The organism is Actinoplanes sp. NPDC021490 (assembly GCF_055562135.1).
In genome coordinates, this window is record NZ_JBVHFW010000020.1 from 164,658 (window position 1) to 180,601 (window position 15,944).

The following is a 15,944-nucleotide window of genomic DNA, read 5'->3' on the forward strand; positions in this document are numbered from 1 at the left end:
AATTGTTTTCACCGGCCCGGCTCCGACGGGCCGGTGATCAGCGTCACCCGTACGCTGGTAAATGTGAGTCCCCGCCGTAACCATCCCCGCCGTCGTGAGGCCGGGGTGACGCCACCGCCGGACCTGACCGACGAGCGGGTCCGCAAGGGCATCGAGGGCGTCCAGCAGTGGCAGGACGGCGAGTGGATGGTGCGGTCGATCTTCGGCGGGGCGGCCGTGAAGGCGTACCGGTGCCCGGGTTGCATGCAGGAAATCCGTCCCGGCGTGGCCCATCTGGTGGCCTGGCCGGTCGACGGCAGCGGCGACCTGACCGACCGGCGGCACTGGCACACCGGCTGCTGGCGGGCCCGTGACCGGCGCGGCCCGAACGTGGAGCGCTCGCGCAACGCGCCGCGCTATGGATAAGGATCTTCTCTCATGACGAGCCCCATTCGAGCCAACTCGATCCTGCCCGCCCACCGGGAGGACATCGAGCTCGAGACCGCCGACGGCCTCACCCTGGTCGGTGAGCTGGCCCGGCCGCTCGACCGCGACCCGGTGGCCACGCTGGTCTGCCTGCATCCGCTGCCCACGCACGGCGGAATGATGGACAGCCACGTCTTCCGCAAGGCCGCCTGGCGGCTCCCGGCCCTGGCCGGCCTGGCCGTGCTGCGCTTCAACAGCCGGGGCACCTCCAGCGTGCGGGGCACCAGCGAGGGCACGTTCTCGGCCGGGGTGGACGAGAAGTACGACGTGGCCGCCGCGATCGAATACGCCGAATTCGCCGACCTGCCGGACATCTGGCTGCTGGGCTGGTCGTTCGGCACCGATCTGACGCTCATGCACGGGCTCGACCCGGCGGTGGCCGGTGCCATCCTGCTCTCGCCGCCGCTGCGCTATTCGCAGCCCGAGCACCTGAAGGCGTGGGCGGCCGACGGCAAGCCGCTGACCGCGATCGTTCCTGAGTTCGACGACTACCTGCGCCCGGCCGAGGCGGCCGAGCGGTTCGCCGTCGTGCCGCAGGCCGAGGTGCTGCCGGTGCCGGGAGGCAAGCACCTCTGGGTCGGCGACGCCGAGAAGGTGCTCGACGAGGTGGTCAAGCGGGTCGCGCCGGGCGTCGAGGTTCCGCTGCCGCGCACGTGGGACGGTCCGATGGAGACGGGCGACATGAACGCGTACGCCGACCGGACCACCTCGGTGTTCCGCGAGGTCCCGATGCCTACCGCGCCTCCTGGCTCGGAATGACGACCTCGCGCATGATCAGCTGGATGGCGGCCACCATCGGGATCGCCACCAGCGCGCCGATCACGCCGAACAGCGCCACCCCGAGCAGGGCCGCGACCACGGCGGCGACGTCGCTGACCTTGACCGAGCGGCGCATCACGTTCGGATAGATCAGGTAGTTCTCGATCTGCTGATAGAGCAGGAAGAACACGGCGCAGACGATGCCGTCGGTCAGCGACGAGGCGAAGCCGACCAGGCTCACGATGATCGCGCCGAGCGTGGCGCCGATCTGCGGGATGAGGTCGGTGATGGCCACGACGACGGCCAGGGCGAACGGATAGGCCAGCCCGAGGATCACGGCCAGCAGCCAGGTGCTCGCGCCGGCCAGCACGGCGATCGAGATGGCCCCGACCATGTACGCGCCGACCTTGGTCAGGATCTCGTCGGTCAGCAGCCGTACGCGCACCCGCCGTGACGCCGGCACGAGCGAGTAACCGGTCTCGCGGATGCGATCGAACGAGGCCATGAAATAGATCGTCAGCACCAGCACGGTCAGCAGGTTGAAGACCGTGCCGGCCAGCACGCGGCCCACGCCGACCACGCCACCGACCGCGTTGCCGACCGTGCCCGCGTTGAGCGCGCTGGTCACCCGGTTGAGGATGTCGTAGCGCTGGACCAGCTCGTTGATCGTCTCGCTGCGCTGCAGGCTCTGGATGTACTCCGGCACGTTCTCGATCAGCTCGGTGGTCTGGCTGATCAGCGGCGGGATCAGCGCCACGATGCCGCCCGCGAGCAGCGCCACCACCGAGAGCGCGACGACGGCCACGGCCAGACCGCGGGGAACACTCCAGCTGCGCAGCCGTACGACGGCGGGGTTGAGCCCGATCGCCAGGAAGAGCGCGATGAAGATCAGGACGAGGATGCCCGCCGCGTTGCGCAGCCCCAGGAAGATCCCGTACGCCAGCAGGATGCCCAGCCCGCCCAGCAGCCCGATCATGAACGGGTTGCGGCGGTCGAGCGGCGGCCCGGCCCGGCCGAAACGACCGGCCAGATGCTCCTCGGCCGGAGGTTCCAGAGGCTCGTCGTCGCGCGCGGTCTCGTCGTCTTCGCCGGCCACCCGAATCCTCCACACTGGTGGGTGAGCCGGAGTTGCTGACGCCGGCCTTCCGTTCCCCGGCGGCGACGTTATCGCTGTGCGGCCGGGGCCGCCACTCGCATCAGTCGGCGTCGGCTCCGACGCGCGTGACCGGCGGCACGGTGACCTTGGCCGAGGCGGTGACCTTGCCGGCCGGCTTGTCCGTGGTCTTGTCGGCGGCATGCTGCGCGGCGGTCTGGTCGACGGCGTGCTGTCCGATGGCCTTCTCGGGGGCGTGCTGCCCGACGGGCTTCTCAGCGGCGTGCTGTCCGACGGGCTTCTCGGCGGCGTGCTGCCCGGTGGGGTTCTCGGCGGCGAGCGGCCCGGTGGGCTTTTCGGCGGCGTGCTGCCCGGCGGGTTTGTCGGCGGCGTGCGCCCCGACCGCCTCGTCGTCGGCCGGATCGTCGTCGGCGGACGAGCCCGCGGCGGCCAGCACGGCGGCGGCGGCCAGCTCGGCCACCCGCTTGGCCTCCCTCTGCACCTGGCGGCGGACGTCGGTGGCGTGGCGCTCGGCGGCCTCCCCGGCACTGCGCGCCTCGGTCACCCGCTTCTGCGTGACCTCGAGCTCCTGGCGGGCCTCGGCGAGCTGCTTGTGCACCAGGTCGGCCTGGCCGGCGCCGGCCCGGGCGCGTTCCTCAGCCGCGGCCAGCTCGCGCTCGGCCTCGGCGACCTTGGCCCGGGCGGCCTCGAGCTCGCGGCCGGCCTCGGCGATCTTTTCCTGCTGGGCGGCGATCTCGTTGCGGACCGCGGTGGCCTGGTCGTCGGAGCGGCGCAGAACCTCTTCCGCGTATTTGTCGGCCTCGCTGCGCAGGTCGGCGCACTGCTTCTCGACGCCCGCGCGCATCTGGGTCAGCTCCTGTGTGAGCGCCTGGCGCTTCTGCGCGAGCTCCTGATCGAGGGCGCCGCGCTGCTCGGCGGCGGCGCGCTCGGCCGCGGTGCGCTGGGCGGTGATCTCCTGCTGGGTCTTCTCCCGCAGCGCCTTGATCTCTTGCTCGGCCTGCATGCGGGTGGACTGGGCGTAACCGTCGGCCTCGGCCCGGGTGCGGTGGGCCGCCTGCGCCGCCTGGTCGGTGTGCTGCTGCGCCTCGGCGCGGGCGCGGGTCAGCACGTTCTCGGCCTCGGTGCGCATCTGCTCGGCCGACTGCCGGGCGGCGACCAGCGCCTTTTCGGAAGCGGCGCGCTTGGCCGAGTCGGCCCTCTCCTCCTCCGCGCGGCGGGCGGCCAGGGCGATCTCGAAGTCGCGGATGCCGTTGTGCGCGTGCGCCTCGGCCTCGGCCCGCACCCGCTCGGCCTCGGCCAGGCGGGCGGCGATGTCGTCGGTGGCCGACGCCTTGATCGCCTCGGCCTGCTCCTCGGCCAGCGTGAGGATCTGCTCGACCCGCGGGCCCAGGTGGCGGAACGAGACCTCGGGCCCGGGACCGTGCTGCTTGCGGGCCTGCACGATCTCCTGCTGCAGACGCTCGATCTGCGCGTTCATGGCCTGCATCTGCGAGTAGGCCTGCTCGCGCTCGGCCGCCAGCGCGGCGATCTCGTTCTCGGCGCGGGCGACGTACCGCTCGACCTGCTTCTTCTCATAGCCCCGCAAGGCGATGTCGAAGCTGGGTTCGGTGGCCGCGTCTCCGCCGAGACCAAGAATTTCACCGCCGTGCGACATGGTTCCCATCCTCACATACGCGACGTCCGGCCTCGGGGGGATACACACCGTCCCGGGGGGAGTATGCGTCTAGTTGTGATTTGTCTGACCCGGCTTGCGTCTCGAGACGAAACAAGGCTACGCGCGAAAACGATCGAGGCCGTACCGGAGAAACTCCGATACGGCCCGCATCGATGTTCGTCTGACGACCGGGCGACCCATACGGTCGCGCACCTCGGGGGTGCTCGCAACCGCAGGGAACCCGGTCGGGCAGATCAGGAGTTCGTCTTTGCGGGCACCTGCTTGTCGGCCTCGGGAGCGGGCTTGGGGCCGCCGTCGGTCGCGCGCTGAGCGGGAGCCTCGGTCGCCTTGGCCACCGCCTCGGCCGCCTTGGCCGGGCCGACGCCGGGAACCAGACCGGAGAGGCCGGACAGCATCTGGCCGAGCTGGTTGGTGACCGCGTCCTTCTGGCGGGTCAGGTCCTCGACCTCGCGCCGGGCCGCCTGCGTGGTCAGCTCGGCCTCGGTGCGGGCCTCGCTGAGCAGGCGCTGCGCCTCGGCGCGGGCCTCGCTGACGTTCTTCTCGGCCAGGGCGCGGGCCTTGTCGGTGGTCTCGGCGGCGTTGCGCTCCGACTCGATGCGGCGCTGCTCGGCCCGCTGCGAGATCTCCTTGGAGCGGTCCTCGGCGGCGCGGGCGCGCTCCTCGGCCTCGGCCACCATCTTCTGCGTCGCGTTGATCTGGGCCGCGTGCCGCTGGGACTCTTCGCGCTCGGCCTTCTCGCGGCGCTCGGCGATCTCGAGCGCGAGGGCCTGCAGGTCCTTGTCGCGCTTGTCGCGGGCGTCGGTCAGCAGCTTGGTCGCCTCGGCGCGCTTCTCTTCGGCCTCGCGCGACGTCTTGGCCCGCAGCTGAGTGATCTCGCGCTCGGCCGTGGCCCGCAGCGAGGCCACCTCGCGCTCGACGGTCGACTTGAGCTCGGCGACCTCATGCGCGGTGACCGTACGCAACTGCTTGGTCTCACGGTCGGCGTCGGAGCGCAGCGTGTCGGCCTCGCGGCGGGCCTGCACCCGGGCCTCGGCGGCCTCGCGCTCGGCGTGGGTGCGCAGCTGGCCGGCCTCGCGCTCGGCGGTGGCCTTCATCGCGGCCGCCTCGGCGCGCGCCTTGTCGGTGATCTCCCGAGCCTCGAGACGCGCAGCGGAGAGGATGCCCTCGGACTCTCGCTTCGCCTCGCTCCGGTGATCGTTCGCCTGTTCCTCGGCCAGCCGCAGGATCTGCTCGACCCGGGTGCCCAGCCCGGAGAGCGTCGGCCGGTTGTTCTCCTCCAGCAGCTTGTTGCTGTCGGCCAGCTTCTGCTCGACCGCGTTGAGCCGCTGCTCGGCCTGACGCAGCCGGCGCTGCGCGTCGTTCATCCGCTGCTCGGCCTCGCCCTGGGCCTGCGAGGACTGGTTGAGCGCGGCCACCAGGCGGCCGAGGTGGGCGTCCACCTGCCCGCGGTCGTACCCGCGGAGCACAACGGTGAAGTCGTGCTGAGAATTCGCGGAGTCGAAAAATGCCAAATTCTGATCCTGCTGCTGGGGCATTGGGCCATCCTGGCGAAGACACACGAGCCACGCAAGAGCGGAACGGCTACGGAAAAGACACGTAGATCAGCTTTGAGCTGGCCCGGAGCGAGCGGGTCCACCGTTCGGCCGGACGAACGTCACCCGCGCGGCGGTCCGGTTCCGCCCCGGTGTCACCTGCTGTATCGGGGGTTGTCGCGATGATCGTCGGGAGAGGGCCGCGACCGCAACCCTCTATGCCCCGAGATCCTGCCAGGCCGGGCTGGCCACGTCAGGACGATTCATCCTTAAGGCGTACGAAACCCGGCAGGCTCCACCAACTCCACCAGAACGCCCCCGGCGTCCTTGGGGTGCACGAAGTTGATCCGGGACCCGGCCGTGCCGCGGCGCGGGGTGTCGTAGAGCAGGCGCAGCCCCTTGGCCCGCAGCGCCGCCGAGGTGGCCTCGACGTCGGCCACTGTGTACGCCAGCTGCTGCATGCCCGGGCCGCTGCGGTCGAGGAACTTGGCGATCGCCGAGTCGGGCCGGGCCGGGGCGAGCAACTGCAGGCGGGGACCCTCGCCGTCGCCGACCGCGAGCATCGCTTCCCGTACGCCTTGCTCCTCGTTGGTCTCTTCATGCACGCACCGCATGCCGAAGGTGTCGGCGTAGAAGCGCAACGCCTCGTCGAGGTCGGGCACGGCGATGCCTACGTGATCAATCCGCAGAGGCGCTACCTCGCTGAATGTGACATTCTCAGACTCGGTGGCACTAGGTGAAGGCTGGCTCATCCTATTAGTCTTGCCTAAACGGCCGTTAAGGCCAACGGGGCGTCCCCCCTATGACCCCCCTGAGTCCGCCCGGCAGATCGGAAAACAACCGTGACCAGCTCGGTGATCGTGAGCGGCGCCCGTACCCCGATGGGCCGCCTGCTCGGCAACCTCAAGAACGTGCCGGCCACGACGCTCGGCGGCTATGCGATCGAGGCCGCCCTGTCGCGCGGTGGCGTGCGCCCCGACCAGGTGCAATACGTGATCATGGGGCAGGTGCTGCAGGCCGGCGCCGGTCAGATCACCGCCCGGCAGGCCGCGGTGGCCGCGGGCATCCCCATGTCGACCCCCGCCCTCACCGTCAACAAGGTGTGCCTCTCCGGGCTCGACGCGATCGCGCTGGCCGACCAGCTCATCCGGGCCGGCGAGTTCGACATCATCGTGGCCGGCGGCATGGAGTCGATGACCAACGCGCCGCACCTGCTCATGACCCAGCGGCAGGGCGTCAAGTTCGGTGACGTGCTGGTGCGCGACCACACGGCGTACGACGGTCTGATCGACCCGTGGGACGGCGTTTCGATGGGCGAGTCCACCGAGCGCAGCGGCGTGCACCTGGGCATCACCCGCGCCGAGCAGGACGCGTTCGCCGCGCTGAGTCACCGCCGGGCGGCCGCGGCGCAGCGCGAGGGCCGGTTCGCCGAGGAGATCGTGCCGATCAAGGCCGGCCAGCGCTCGGAGGACCCGATTGTCGAGGTCGACGAGGGGGTCCGGCCCGACGCGACGGCCGAGTCGCTGTCCAAGCTGCGGCCCGCGTTCACTCCAGGCGGCACGATCACGGCCGGCAGCTCGTCGCCCATCTCGGACGGTGCGGCCGCGGTCGTGGTGATGAGCAAGGCCAAGGCCGAGGCGCTCGGGCTGCACTGGCTGGCCGAGATCACCGCGCACGGCAACGTCGCCGGCCCCGACAACTCGCTGCAGTCGCAGCCGGCCAACGCGATCAAGCACGCGCTCGACAAGGCCGGGCTGACCGTCGACGACCTCGACCTGATCGAGATGAACGAGGCGTTCGCCCAGGTCGTCCTGCATTCGATGCGCGAGCTGAAGGTGGACGAGGAGATGGTGAACGTCAACGGCGGGGCCATCGCGCTGGGCCACCCGATCGGCATGTCGGGCGCCCGGCTGGTGCTGACGCTCGCGCTCGAGCTGCGCCGCCGCGGCGGCCTCTACGGCGCGGCCGGCCTCTGCGGTGGTGGCGGTCAAGGGGACGCGCTGATCATCAAGGCTGCCGGGGCGTGAGCTTTCGGCACGACGTTCCAGTGCTGGTCGCCAAAGCGCGGGACGGTGACGCCCGATCGGTGGCCCGGCTCATCACCCTGGTCGAGAACGGTGACCCGGCGCTGCCCGAGGTGGCCGCGGCCCTGGCCCCGTACGCCGGTGGCGCCCAGGTCATCGGTCTCACCGGCTCGCCCGGCGTGGGCAAGTCGACCACCACCAACGAGCTCGTGCGGGCGCTGCGCCAGGAGGGCAAGCGGGTCGGCGTGCTGGCGGTCGACCCGTCCAGCCCGTTCACCGGCGGGGCGATTCTCGGTGACCGCATCCGCATGCAGGACCACACCACCGACCCGGGCGTCTACATCCGGTCGATGTCCAGCCGTGGCCAGCTGGGCGGGCTCGCCGCGGCCACGCCCCAGGCCGTACGGGTGCTGGAAGGGGCCGGCTGCGACGTGATCCTGGTCGAGACCGTCGGGGTCGGGCAGGCCGAGGTCGAGATCGCCTCGCTCGCCGACACGACGCTGGTGCTGCTGGCGCCGGGCATGGGCGACGCGATCCAGGCGGTCAAGGCGGGCGTGCTCGAGGTGGCCGACGTGTTCGTGATCAACAAGGCCGACCGGCCGGGAGCCGACGCCACCTACCGCGACATCCAGGGCATGCTCGGGCTGGGCGAGCGTGCGCCGGGCGACTGGCGGCCGCTGGTCGTGCGGGCCACCGCGGTCAAGGCCGAGGGCATCGACGACGTGGTGGCCGCGGTCGGCAAGCACCGGGCCTGGCTCGAGTCGACCGGCACCCTGCGGACCCGCCGCGAGCGCCGGGCGGCCGTCGAGGTCGAGGCGATCGCGCTGGGTGTGCTGCGGGCCCGGATCGGGAGCCTGCGGGAGGGCACGGCCCTGGGCGAGCTGGCGACCGGCGTGGCCGGCGGCGAGATCGACCCCTATGCCGCGGCCGACCAGCTGATCAAGGGTCTCTAGCCGAATTCCTCCAGCGTGTCCTCGATCAGCTTGAGGTCCCAGGTCAGCGTGCCGTCGTCGAGATCGGCGACGACCCCGCGCAGCCAGGCGATCTCGGCCGTGAGCAGGGCCGCGCGGTATTCGTCCTCGATCAGGAAGAGCCGGGGCAGACCCGGGGGCGCGGCCGCGTGGACGTCGGTCACCTTTGCCTCCAGGGCCTCGATGCGCCGCGCGAGCAGATCCCGTACGTGCGCGGGCTCGAGCACGGCGATGAAGGCGAGCGCGGCCGGAAACTCGGGGAACTCGCGGGCCGGGGTGGGCAGCGCGGCGTCCAGCCAGCGCCGCATCGTGGCCGCGCCCTCCGCGGTGATCTCGTAGACCGTGCGCTCGGGCCGGCCGGCCTCGCGCGCGGTGCCGGCCGGGCGGGCCAGGCCGTCCCGCACGAGCCGGTCGAGCGCCTGATAGACGCTGTTGCGCTGGGCCACGTTGACGAGCTGGTCCTGGCCTCTTTCCTTGATCATCTGCTGCATCCGGTACGGGTGCATGGGCGCCTCGATCAGCAGCGCCAGCAGCAGCATGCCCAGCGTCGATCGGCGCGGTTCGGTGGCCACCGATCAAGCCTAAGGGGTTGACCGTTCATAGTCATGAGATGGATAGTCATTACATGACTAAGCCAGTTGCTCTGATCGCCGGCGGCGGAATCGCCGGCACCGTCGCCGCCCTCGCCCTGCATCGAGCCGGCTGGGCGCCGCACGTCTTCGAGGCGCGCTCCGCGGGCGCCGACGAGCGCGGCGCGTGGCTGACCGTCGCCGTCAACGGCCTCACCGCCCTGCGCGCCCTCGGCCTCGACCCGTCCGTCGTGCTCGCCGACGGCTTCCCGACCCCGTCGCTGACCATGACCAACGGCGCCGGGCGTTCCCTCGGCGTGCTTCCACTCGGCGGTCCGGCCGAGGACGGCACGACGACGACCACGATCCGCCGGGCCGACCTCTACTCGGCGCTGCGGCGGGCGGCGGAATCGAGGAGCATTCCCCTCTCGTACGGGACGGGCCTGCGCGACTTCACCGAGGGGCCGGGCGGGGTGTCCGTCACGCTGACCGACGGCTCGACGGCCGAGGGTGAGCTCCTGGTCGGGGCGGACGGCCTCCGGTCCCGTACGCGCGAACTGCTCGACCCCGACGGCCCGGCACCCTCCTATCTGGGTTTGCTGAACGGGGGCGGGTTCACGACCGGTCCCGTCGAGGGGGTCGACGCCTCGGCGCCGGGCATGGTTTACATGGCCTTCGGGCGGCGGGCGTTCTTCGGCTGGGTTCCGGCGCCGGACAGCTCGGTGTGGTGGTTCGCGAACCCGCCCAGCCGGCAGCCGGTGCGCCCGGGGGACTATCCGGCCGGGGCGTGGCGGGCTCACCTGCTCGACCTGTTCGCCGACGATGGGTTCCCGGCCGCGGCCATCATCCGGGCCACGCCCGAGGTGCTCGGACCGTGGAACACCGACGACCTGCGGCGCGTACGGGTGTGGCACTCGGATCGGACGGTGCTGATCGGCGACGCGGCGCACGCGGTCGCGCCCTCCTCGGGTCAGGGCGCGTCGATGGCCTTCGAGGACGCGGTCACGCTCGGGTTGTGCCTGCCCGCGGCGGGGCCGGTTCCGGAGGGGCTGGCCGCGTACGAGCAGCGTCGCCGCCACCGGGTCGAGCGCGTGGTGGCCGCGGGCCGGCGCAACGGCAGCGGCAAGACGGCCGGGCCGGTCGGGGCGGCGATTCGGGACGCGATGTTCCCGCTCTTCATGAAGCTCCTCTACCGCCGGGGCAACCCGCAGGCGTGGATCCTCGATCACCGCGTCGCTTGAGAGTTTTTCGGTCACATCCGGTGAGCATTCGGAGGACCGGCCGTACCCTCCGTTGACCCGATCGGCAACCCCTTCGCAACGCCCTAAGCTGGGACTACGCCATCGTCACGAGAGGAGGGGCGTCATGGTCAACCCGGTCACGTTCCCCCGGGCGGCCGGCACCACGGCCACCTACCTTCACCCTCTGTTGCAGTCGGCGGTGCTGCAGTCGACGGTCCTCGCGTCTGCGGCGAAGCCTTCCGAGGCCGCCGCGAACGCCCCGCAGGCGCGTGTTCCGGCCGTGCCCGCGGTGGCTGCCGTGCAGCCGACTCCCGCGTACGCCGAGAGCCTGGCCCGCGACGCCGCCACCGCGGTCCGCTCGGCCACGGTGACCGCCAAGACCAGCCGGCGCGACGACGACACCCTGGTCGACGACCCGTTCGCCGAGCTCGCCCGGCAGGCCTCCCTGGACCGCGCCTCGTCCCAGGTCGGCATGCTGCTGACCCGGGCCGCCGCGGAACGCCGGGTCGCCGTCAACTCGGGACTGCCCGCGGCCCGGCTGGCCCAGCTCGACACCACGACGTCCCGGCTGTACCACGCGCTGGACGTCCTGGTCTGAGCCCCGGCCGAGAGTCGTGACGCCCGCGCCGTGTCCTGTCACGGCGCGGGCGTCCTCGTCCCGCCCCGTCCGCCAGGTCAGGATTGACCTTAGCGATCGTTCAGGAATGGCCCTAGGATGTCGGGCATGGATGCTGCCGACATCGCCGCGGGGCGGGAGCGCTGGCAGCGGCGCTACGACGCCGCGCGCAAGCGGGACGCTGACTTCACGACGCTCTCCGGCGCCACGGTCGAGCCGGTTTACGGGCCACCCGAGGGCGCCGGTTATCCGGGGTTCGACCGCATCGGCTGGCCGGGTGAGTTCCCATACACCCGGGGCCTCTATCCGACCGGCTATCGCGGGCGCACCTGGACGATCCGGCAGTTCGCCGGGTTCGGCAACGCCCGCCAGACCAACGAGCGCTACAAGATGATCCTCGCGGCCGGCGGGGGCGGCCTGAGCGTCGCCTTCGACATGCCGACGCTGATGGGCCGCGATTCCGACGACCCGCAGTCGGCCGGCGAGGTCGGCCACTGCGGCGTGGCCATCGACTCGGCCGCCGACATGGACGTGCTCTTCGACGGCATCGACCTCGAGAAGACCACGACCAGCATGACGATCTCGGGCCCGGCCGTGCCGATCTTCTGCATGTACCTGGTGGCGGCCGAGCGGCAGGGCGCCGACCTGCACCGGCTCGACGGCACGCTGCAGACCGACATCTTCAAGGAGTACATCGCGCAGAAGGAGTGGCTCTTCCAGCCCGAGCCGCACCTGCGCCTGATCGGCGATCTGATGGAGTACTGCGCCGCCGAGATCCCGCGTTACAAGCCGTTGTCGGTCAGCGGCTATCACATCCGCGAGGCCGGCTCGACCGCCGCGCAGGAACTGGCGTACACGCTGGCCGACGGCTTCGGCTATGTCGAGCTGGGCATGCAGCGGGGGCTCGACGTCAACCAGTTCGCCCCCGGGCTCAGCTTCTTCTTCGACGCGCACATCGACTTCTTCGAGGAGATCGCCAAGTTCCGGGCCGCGCGCCGCATCTGGGCCCGCCACCTCCGCGACGACTACGGCGCCACCAGCGAGAAGGCGTTGTGGCTGAAGTTCCACACGCAGACGGCGGGGGTCTCGCTCACCGCACAACAGCCGGTCAACAACGTCGTCCGTACGGCGGTGGAAGCGCTCGCCGCGGTGCTCGGCGGGACGAACTCGCTGCACACCAACGCGCTCGACGAGACGCTGGCGCTGCCCACCGACGAGTCGGCCGAGATCGCGCTGCGCACCCAGCAGGTGATCATGGAAGAGACCGGTGTGGTCAACGTGGCCGACCCGCTCGGCGGTTCGTGGTATCTGGAGGAGCTCACCGACCGGATCGAGGCCGAGGCGGAAGAGATCTTCGCGCGCATCCGCGAGCTGGGCGAGGACGGCAGCATCACCGCGGGCATCCTGCGCGGCATCGAGGATGGCTGGTTCACGGCCCACATCGCCGACTCGGCCTTCATCTATCAGCAGGCGGTCGAGAAGGGCGAGAAGCGGACCGTCGGCGTCAACGCGCACACCGGCACGGTCGCCAAGGAGCTCGAGATCCTGCGGGTGTCGCACGAGGTCGAGATCGAGCAGAATCGCGTGCTCGGATCGCGGCGTTCGGAGCGTGATCCCGTACGGGTCAAGGCCGCTCTCGACCGCATGGTGGAGGTGGCCCGCGCCGGCGGCAACATGATCCCGGCCATGCTCGAGGCCGCGCGGGCCGAGGCGACCCTCGGCGAGATCTGCGGGGTGCTCAAGGACGAGTGGGGCATCTATCGGGAGCCCGCGCGCTTCTAGCAAACCGGACAAAAGCGTCGGCTGCCGGGCGGATCTTGCGGAACCGCCCGGCAGGGCCGAGGATCGGCGGAAACACGCCCCTGTGACGTCCGATATCGGCGCGGCGGAGCGCCTCGTCTGCGTGCGAGACTAGGTAACCATGAGCGACCCACGGACCACTCCGTCGATCTTCACCCGCGGCGCGGTCGATCTCAGCGCGCTGCGCGCCCCGGCTGCCTCCCCGGCGAATCGTCCCGCCCCTGCCGGCGCGCCCCCGAAAGAGACCCACGACGGGCCGTCCGGCACCATCCCCGGCGGCCTGCCCGGTGGCGCCGGCCCTGAGACGATCATCGACGTCACCGAGGCCAATTTCCAGACCACCGTCCTCGAACGGTCTCTGAGCACCCCGGTCATCCTCGACTTCTGGGCCGACTGGTGCGAGCCCTGCAAGCAGCTGTCGCCGATCCTCGAGCGACTGGCCGAAGCGGGCGGCGGCTCCTGGGTGCTCGGCAAGGTCGATGTGGACGCCAACCCCCGCCTGGCCCAGGCGCTGCGGGTGCAGGGCATCCCGATGGTGGTCGCGGTGGTCAACGGCCAGCTGGTCGAGGGCTTCACCGGAGTCCTGCCCGAGACCCAGATCAAGCAGTACGTGGACGCGGTGCTCAAGGCCGGCGGCGTCTCCGTCGAGCCGGCCGCCGACCCGCGGCTCGACGAGGCCGACGACGCGCTGATGGGCGGCGAGCTCGACGAGGCCGAGGCGGCGTACCGCAAGATCCTGGCCGAGCACCCGACCGACGCCGCCGCCGAGTCCGGCCTGGCCCAGGTCGAGCTCTACCGCCGGATCACGGGCGTCGACGCGGCCACCGCGATGGCCAAGGCCGAGGCGTCCCCCGATGACATCGACGCGCAGCGGCTCGCCGCCGACATCGAAGTGCTCAGCGGGGAAGCGGACAAGGCCTACGCTCGGCTCGTCGCCCTCGTCAGGCGCACCTCCGGCGACGAGCGCGACGCCGTACGCAAGCACCTGCTATCGCTGTTCAGCGTGGCCGGCCCCGATGACCCCGCGGTGGCTGGTGCCCGACGGGCCCTGGCCAGCGCCCTCTTCTAGCCAGGGAGCCGCTCCGTGCGCCGCATCGCCGTCCTTGACGCACCGTCCAATCTCGGTCTGCGCCCGCCGACCGCGACGTCGGTGCCGGGCTGCGCCAAGGCGCCCGGAGCCCTCCGTGACCACGGCCTGATCAGCAAGCTCGACGCCCGTGACGCCGGCTGCCTGACCCCGCCCCGATACGACGCGGGCGACTGGCGGCCCGGCGACGGCGTGGCCCACGCGGCCCAGATCGGGGCCTATTCGCGGGCCCTGGCCGACCGGATCGGCGGGATCCTCGACGCGGGCGAGTTCCCGGTCGTCCTCGGCGGCGACTGCTCGATCCTGCTCGGCTCGGGCCTGGCCATGAACCGGCTCGGCGAGTCGGTCGGCGGGCGCATCGGCCTGATCTTCGTCGACGGCCACTCCGACTTCCGCCACCCCGGCAACGCCTCCTATGTGGGCGCGGCCGCGGGCGAGGACCTCGCGCTGGTGACCGGCCGCGGTCAGCCCGACCTGGCGGCCATCGAGGGCCGCCGGCCCTACTTCCGCGACGTCGACGTCGTGGTGATGGGCATCCGGGCGCAGGACGAATACCGCCTCGACCTGCAGGCGGCCGGCATCGTGACCCGTCCGGTGCCCGCGCTGCGGGCCGAGGGCGCGGCCCGCAGCGCTCAGTGGGCCCGCGAACAGCTGGTCGACTGCGCGGGCTACTGGGTGCACATGGACGTCGACGTGCTCGATCCGGCCGTGATGCCGGCGGTCGACGCGCCGTCGCCGGGCGGGATCGCCTTCCCCGAGCTCGAGATCCTGCTGGCCGGGCTGGTGGAGTCGCCGCACTGCCTCGGCGTCGAGATCACGGTCTTCGACCCCGACTACGACACCGACGGCTCGTACGCGGCCGAGATCGTCAGCGCCATCACGTCCGGGCTGGCCAACGCCCACACCGTGACCCCGCGCCCCGACCTGATCGCGGCCCGAGCCGACCTCAGCGAAACCGCCGCCGCCCCGGCCTTCGATGCCACCGGCCCGGGCCGCCTGGGCCCTTCGGCGCCCCGCTTCAACCGGCCCGAGTCCGTCCTCACCGGCCTCGACCGCAACGACACCGACCCGGCGGCCTCAAGTCGCGGTGACGGTGGTCCGGCGGGCTTGAACCGCGATGACGGTGGTCCGGCGGGCTTGAATCGCGGTGACGGTGGTCCGGTGGGCTTGAACCGCGGTGACGTCGACCCGATCGCCTTGAATCGCGACGAGGACAGCGACGACGACAGCGACAGCGACGGTGTCAGCCGTGATGAGGGCGGCCTGACCCGTAGGTTCGGCGGGCTGAACCGTGACATGGACCTGGGTGGGCTCAATCGCGGCGATGCCGGTCCGGGCGGGTTGAACCGCGCTGATTCGGGTCCGGGCGGGTTGAACCGGGCTGATTCGGGCCCGGGTGGGCTCAACCGCGGCGGTGCGGGTCCGGGTGGGCTCAACCGCGGCGGTGCGGGCCCCGGTGGGCTCAACCGCGGCGACTCCGGCGCGGCCGGCCTCATTCGGCCGCGGTCTCCCATTGCGCGGATCGGGCGCGCGGACTCGCTGACAGCCGGGCTCAACCGGGACGGCTCGCAGGCGGCCGGGCTGCGGCGTCCGCTCGAATCGGTTCCCGATCCCGAGGACGAGCACGAGCGGGAGCAGCACGAGCGGGAGCAGCGCCGGGCCGACGCTGCGGCCGAGAGCGTTTCGCTGGCGGCCGCCGGGATGTCGGACGGCGTGCCCGCTGCACCGGACGAAGTCGCCATTCCCGCCACGACGCTGCTCGGGGTTGAGGAGGCCGACGAGCTCACGTCCGGGCATGACGGCCCGGAAAGTAGCTTCGGGCATGACGGCCCGGAAGGCTCCGGGCATGACGGCCCGGAAGGCTCCGGGCATGACGGCCCGGAAGGCTCCGGGCATGACGGCCCGGAAGGCTCCGGGCATGACGGCCCGGAAAGCTCCCGGCATGACGGCCCGGAAGGCTCCGGGCATGACGGCCCGGAAGGTTTCGAGCATGACGGCCCGGAAAACTCCCGGCATGACGGCCCGGAAGGTTTCGAGCATGGGGGCCCGGAAGGCTCTGAGCACGGGGGCCCGGACGGTTCCGCGGAGGAC

The 15,944-nt window shown here is 71.7% G+C and carries 13 protein-coding genes and 1 pseudogene; 9 read left to right on the top strand and 5 right to left on the bottom strand.

The features are described 5' to 3' along the window. Nucleotides 1-63: 63 nt before the first annotated feature. Together ACZ3I4_RS39475 and ACZ3I4_RS39480 are read left to right on the top strand one after the other, a co-directional pair. The gene (locus ACZ3I4_RS39475; protein WP_465387235.1) at nucleotides 64-405 is read left to right on the top strand and encodes a hypothetical protein; all 342 of its coding nucleotides are present in this window, start codon (nucleotides 64-66) and stop codon (nucleotides 403-405) included. A 12-nt stretch (nucleotides 406-417) separates the two neighbouring features. Continuing rightward, a complete protein-coding gene (locus ACZ3I4_RS39480; protein WP_465387236.1) occupies nucleotides 418-1,224 on the top strand; it encodes an alpha/beta hydrolase in 807 nt (268 codons plus the stop codon). Here ACZ3I4_RS39480 and ACZ3I4_RS39485 read toward each other — a convergent pair. From ACZ3I4_RS39485 to mce, 4 genes are all read right to left on the bottom strand, one after another. Next, on the bottom strand, nucleotides 1,199-2,320 hold the full coding sequence (locus ACZ3I4_RS39485; protein WP_465387237.1) for an AI-2E family transporter: 1,122 nt from the start codon (nucleotides 2,318-2,320) through the stop codon (nucleotides 1,199-1,201). The two genes, ACZ3I4_RS39480 and ACZ3I4_RS39485, sit on opposite strands and share 26 nt — an antisense overlap. Before the next feature lie 100 nt (nucleotides 2,321-2,420). After that, the gene (locus ACZ3I4_RS39490) at nucleotides 2,421-3,992 is read right to left on the bottom strand and encodes a coiled-coil domain-containing protein (RefSeq protein ID WP_465387238.1); all 1,572 of its coding nucleotides are present in this window, start codon (nucleotides 3,990-3,992) and stop codon (nucleotides 2,421-2,423) included. 254 nt (nucleotides 3,993-4,246) lie between these two features. Then, nucleotides 4,247-5,548: a DivIVA domain-containing protein gene (locus ACZ3I4_RS39495; RefSeq protein WP_465387239.1), complete on the bottom strand. Its 1,302-nt coding sequence runs from the start codon at nucleotides 5,546-5,548 to the stop codon at nucleotides 4,247-4,249. A 266-nt stretch (nucleotides 5,549-5,814) separates the two neighbouring features. After that, nucleotides 5,815-6,297 carry a methylmalonyl-CoA epimerase gene (mce, locus tag ACZ3I4_RS39500; RefSeq protein ID WP_465387240.1) on the bottom strand — a complete coding sequence of 161 codons (483 nt, stop codon included), beginning with the start codon at nucleotides 6,295-6,297 and terminating at the stop codon, nucleotides 5,815-5,817. Nucleotides 6,298-6,387: 90 nt separating this feature from the next. On the opposite strand from mce, the gene ACZ3I4_RS39505 reads away from it, so the two are divergent. Beyond that, nucleotides 6,388-7,572 carry an acetyl-CoA C-acetyltransferase gene (locus ACZ3I4_RS39505; RefSeq protein ID WP_465387241.1) on the top strand — a complete coding sequence of 395 codons (1,185 nt, stop codon included), beginning with the start codon at nucleotides 6,388-6,390 and terminating at the stop codon, nucleotides 7,570-7,572. Further along, nucleotides 7,569-8,522, top strand: a complete 954-nt coding sequence (meaB, locus tag ACZ3I4_RS39510) for a methylmalonyl Co-A mutase-associated GTPase MeaB (RefSeq protein WP_465387242.1) — start codon at nucleotides 7,569-7,571, stop codon at nucleotides 8,520-8,522. Before ACZ3I4_RS39505 ends, meaB begins: the two co-directional genes overlap by 4 nt. Here the strand turns inward: meaB and ACZ3I4_RS39515 are convergent. Beyond that, nucleotides 8,519-9,112, bottom strand: a complete 594-nt coding sequence (locus ACZ3I4_RS39515; RefSeq protein WP_465387243.1) for a PadR family transcriptional regulator — start codon at nucleotides 9,110-9,112, stop codon at nucleotides 8,519-8,521. The two genes, meaB and ACZ3I4_RS39515, sit on opposite strands and share 4 nt — an antisense overlap. Before the next feature lie 53 nt (nucleotides 9,113-9,165). Here ACZ3I4_RS39515 and ACZ3I4_RS39520 point away from each other — a divergent pair, with 53 nt between their 5' ends. The 5 genes and pseudogenes from ACZ3I4_RS39520 to ACZ3I4_RS39540 form a co-directional block, all read left to right on the top strand. Next, nucleotides 9,166-10,350: an FAD-dependent oxidoreductase gene (locus ACZ3I4_RS39520; RefSeq protein WP_465387244.1), complete on the top strand. Its 1,185-nt coding sequence runs from the start codon at nucleotides 9,166-9,168 to the stop codon at nucleotides 10,348-10,350. A gap of 124 nt (nucleotides 10,351-10,474) precedes the next feature. Continuing rightward, nucleotides 10,475-10,948 carry a hypothetical protein gene (locus ACZ3I4_RS39525; protein WP_465387245.1) on the top strand — a complete coding sequence of 158 codons (474 nt, stop codon included), beginning with the start codon at nucleotides 10,475-10,477 and terminating at the stop codon, nucleotides 10,946-10,948. Between the two features lie 126 nt (nucleotides 10,949-11,074). Beyond that, on the top strand, nucleotides 11,075-12,748 hold the full coding sequence (locus ACZ3I4_RS39530) for an acyl-CoA mutase large subunit family protein (RefSeq protein ID WP_465387246.1): 1,674 nt from the start codon (nucleotides 11,075-11,077) through the stop codon (nucleotides 12,746-12,748). A gap of 139 nt (nucleotides 12,749-12,887) precedes the next feature. After that, complete coding sequence (locus ACZ3I4_RS39535) at nucleotides 12,888-13,835, top strand: tetratricopeptide repeat protein (protein ID WP_465387247.1); 948 nt, start codon at nucleotides 12,888-12,890, stop codon at nucleotides 13,833-13,835. Nucleotides 13,836-13,850: 15 nt separating this feature from the next. Beyond that, nucleotides 13,851-14,727: pseudogene (locus ACZ3I4_RS39540) on the top strand (arginase family protein); the annotation flags it as partial. Nucleotides 14,728-15,944 lie beyond the last annotated feature (1,217 nt).

Excerpts from the sequence above, each read along its gene's own strand:
- ACZ3I4_RS39535 (WP_465387247.1), top strand. The coding sequence starts at position 12,888 with ATGAGCGACCCACGGACCACTCCGTCGATCTTCACCCGCGGCGCGGTC.
- ACZ3I4_RS39530 (WP_465387246.1), top strand. The coding sequence starts at position 11,075 with ATGGATGCTGCCGACATCGCCGCGGGGCGGGAGCGCTGGCAGCGGCGC.
- ACZ3I4_RS39480 (WP_465387236.1), top strand. The coding sequence starts at position 418 with ATGACGAGCCCCATTCGAGCCAACTCGATCCTGCCCGCCCACCGGGAG.
- ACZ3I4_RS39490 (WP_465387238.1), bottom strand. The coding sequence starts at position 3,992 with ATGTCGCACGGCGGTGAAATTCTTGGTCTCGGCGGAGACGCGGCCACC.
- ACZ3I4_RS39525 (WP_465387245.1), top strand. The coding sequence starts at position 10,475 with ATGGTCAACCCGGTCACGTTCCCCCGGGCGGCCGGCACCACGGCCACC.
- ACZ3I4_RS39520 (WP_465387244.1), top strand. The coding sequence starts at position 9,166 with ATGACTAAGCCAGTTGCTCTGATCGCCGGCGGCGGAATCGCCGGCACC.
- ACZ3I4_RS39495 (WP_465387239.1), bottom strand. The coding sequence starts at position 5,548 with ATGCCCCAGCAGCAGGATCAGAATTTGGCATTTTTCGACTCCGCGAAT.
- mce (WP_465387240.1), bottom strand. The coding sequence starts at position 6,297 with ATGAGCCAGCCTTCACCTAGTGCCACCGAGTCTGAGAATGTCACATTC.